A 3326-nucleotide genomic window follows, 5' to 3' on the forward strand; every position below is an offset into this window, starting at 1 on the left:
CACCCACCCCCACATCCACACCACCACCGTCACCACCCGCGAAGAAACACCCGGCAACAAACAGCTCATCGCCTACATCGTCGCCAATCCCGGCAACACCCCCACCACACACCAACTCCGCACCCACCTCCAGCGGCAACTGCCCGACTACATGGTCCCGAGCACCTACGTCCCCCTCGACCAACTGCCCCTGACACCCAACGGAAAGGTCGACACCAAGGCGCTCCCCGCGCCCGGCCACCACCGCCCCGAACTCGCCACCACCTACGCCGCACCCCGGACGGACACCGAGCGCACCCTTGCCGCGATCTGGTCCGAGATCCTCGGTATCGACACCGTCGGCATCCACGACAACTTCTTCGAGATGGGCGGGGATTCGATCGTCAGCATTCAGATGATCGCCCGGGCCAAGAAGTTCGGTGTGCACCTCACTCCGCGGCTGATCTTCAAGAACCAGACGATCGCCGAGATCGCGGTCCACGCCGCTGCGACCACGCCGGTCGACGCGGAGCAGGGCCGCGTGGCGGGCGAGGTCCCGCTGACACCGATCCAGCACTGGTTCTTCGAGAAGGATCTGCCGACGTTCGACCACTTCAACCAGGCCGAGCTTCTCGTCACCGACGGGCTCGCCCCCGACGTGCTGCGGCTCGCGCTGGCCGACCTGATCGAGCACCACGACGCGCTGCGCCTGCGCTGCGTGGACGGACCCGACGGCTGGCGGCAGTACCTGGACGAGACCGTGGACACCGACATCCTCGACGTGCACGACCTGTCCGGAGTCTCGGACGAGTCCCTGGCGGCGGTGTCGCTGGACATCGCGGAGGAGACGCAGCAGAGCCTCGGCCTGGCCAAGGGCCCGTTGTTGCGGGCCGCCCTGCTGGAGTTGGGACCGACGCGCGGGCAGCGGTTGCTCACCGTCGTACACCACCTGGCGGTCGACGGTGTGTCCTGGCGGATCCTCCTGGAGGACCTGGGCAGTTGCTACGAGCGGCGGGCTGCCGATCTCGCGCCCCTGCTGCCGGCGAAGACGACGTCGTTCCGGTCGTGGGCCCAGCGACTGAACGGCTTCGCCGACTCCGCTCAGGCACGGGCCGAGTACGCCTACTGGGCCGAGCCCAAGCCGGCCGGCCGGGTGCCGCGTGACCGGGACGGCCGCAACGACCTGGGATCCGCCGCCAGCGTCGTGGCGGCGCTCAGCCCCGAGGAGACGCGTGCCTTGCTGCGGGACGTGCCACGAGTCTTCAGCACCCAGATCAACGACGCGTTGCTCACCGCACTGGCGCACGCCCTGCGAGACTGGACGGGGAACGACGAGATCCTGATCGGTCTGGAGGGACACGGCCGTGAGGATCTGTTCCCGGACGTGGACCTGTCGCGAACGGTCGGATGGTTCACGTCCGTCTTCCCCGTCGCGCTGCGGCTGGCGCCGGGAGCCACCGATCCGGTGGCCTCGCTCGACTCCGTCCGCGAGCAGGTGGCGCGGATCCCCAACAAGGGCGTCGGCTACGGCATCCTGCGCCATCTCGGCGCCCCGGACATGGCCGCCGTACTGCGCCGGCAGCCCACTCCGGAAGTGAACTTCAACTACCTGGGGCAGTTCACCAGGGACCTGCCGGGCATCGGGCGGTACGCCGGTCCTGACGAGCCCAAGGGCCACTCGATCAGCCCGGACGGCATGCGCTGGAACATGCTGGACGTGACCGCCGCCGTCGAAGGTGACACGTTCGGCCTGTACATCAACTACTCGACCGCGCTGCACGAGCGGCGCACCGTCGAGCGCCTGGCCGACGGTGTCGTCGGCCACCTGCGCGAGCTGATCGCCGGCAGTGCAGACGGAGCCGCCGACGCCCGCCGGGAGTCCCCCGGTGTTCCCCTCACCGATGTCGGTGACGCCGACATGGCCGCGATCCTGAAGAGGTTCTCGATATGAGTGCGCACAACGTGGAAGACGTCTACGGACTCTCGCCCCTGCAGTTCGGCATGCTGTACCACTCGCTGGAGGACACTTCCGACACGCGCCCGTACATGGTGCAGATGACGGAGGAGGTCGAAGGACCCTTCGACGAGACGCTGTTCGGAGCCGCCTGGCAGCAGCTCGTCGACCGGCATTCGATCCTGCGCAGCGCGTTCGTGTGGGAGGGAGTGTCAGAGCCGGTGCAGGTGGTGCAGCGCCAAGCTCCCCTCCCCTTCGAAGTGAGGGATCTGCGCGGCCTGTCCGGTCAGGAGGAGCGGCTGAGCACCTTCCTGGCGGAGGACTGGGACCGGGGGTTCGACCTCTCACGGGCCCCGCTGGTCCGGGTCACCGTGCTGCGGATGGAGGAGGAGCGCCGGACCGTTGTCTGGTCGTTCCATCACATCCTCCTCGACGGCTGGAGCGTGCAGATCCTCCAGAAGGAGCTGTTCGCCCTCTATCGCGCGCTGCTCGGCGGCACTTCCGCCGAACTGCCGCCGACCGTCCCCTACCGCCGCTACATCGAGTGGCTCAACTCCCGGCAGGACGACGGCTCCGCGGCGTTCTGGACCGACTACCTGGCTGGCGTCACTGAGCCCACCGCCCTGCACATCGACCGGGACACCGGTGACACGGGAGTCGGCGAGTTCGAGGTGTGCGCCTCCGCAGAGCTGTTCGCGCGGGCCCGGGACTACGCCAAGTCCCAGCGCGTCACGATGAACACACTGGTGCAAGGCCTGTGGTCGGTCCTGCTCTCACGGTACAGCCGCCAGGACGAGGTGCTGTTCGGCTCCACCATCTCGGGCCGGTCGATCGATCTGCCCGGCGTCGAGTCGATGATGGGCCTGTTCATCAACACGCTGCCGGTGCGCGGCCGGCTCACGGGCGACCTGGTCGTCTCCGAGTGGCTGAGGGATCTCCAGGACGAACAACTGGAGATGCGGCAGTGGGAGTACTGTCACCTCGTCGACGTGCAGAAGCACAGCAGGATCCCGCGCGGCGAGCCACTGTTCCGGTCGATCCTCGTCTTCGAGAACTACCCGGTGGTGCAGAAGCCGTCGGACTTCCCCGAGGGACTGACCCGGCGCCTGGTCAACTGTGTGGAGCGCACCGGGTACCCGCTGACCCTCGTCGTATCGGCGGGCCGGGCCCTGGAGTTCCGTTTCGTCTACGACCGGAGCAGCTTCGACGCGAAGACGATCGAGCGCATGGCCGGCCACCTCGAGAGCCTGCTGACCTCCGTAGTGGACTCGCCCGGCGCACGCATCGGCGATCTCAATATGCTCACGGTGGGGGAGCGGCGGGAGGTGTTGGTCGAGTGGAATGGTGTCAGCGGTCCGTATCCGGACACTGCGACCATTCATCGGCTTGTCGA

At 67.8% G+C, this 3326-nt stretch carries 2 protein-coding genes; both read left to right on the top strand.

Annotated features, from left to right (window positions below):
* Window positions 1–1930, top strand: a 1930-nt coding sequence (locus BT364_RS38785; RefSeq protein WP_256260437.1) for a condensation domain-containing protein, incomplete at its 5' end; no start/stop codon positions are given.
* A partial coding sequence (locus tag BT364_RS38790; protein ID WP_256260438.1) for a condensation domain-containing protein occupies window positions 1927–3326 on the top strand: 1400 nt, incomplete at its 3' end. The genes BT364_RS38785 and BT364_RS38790, both read left to right, overlap by 4 nt.

It is taken from the genome of Streptomyces atratus (assembly GCF_900119365.1).
In the GTDB taxonomy this organism is placed as follows: domain Bacteria; phylum Actinomycetota; class Actinomycetes; order Streptomycetales; family Streptomycetaceae; genus Streptomyces; species Streptomyces atratus_B.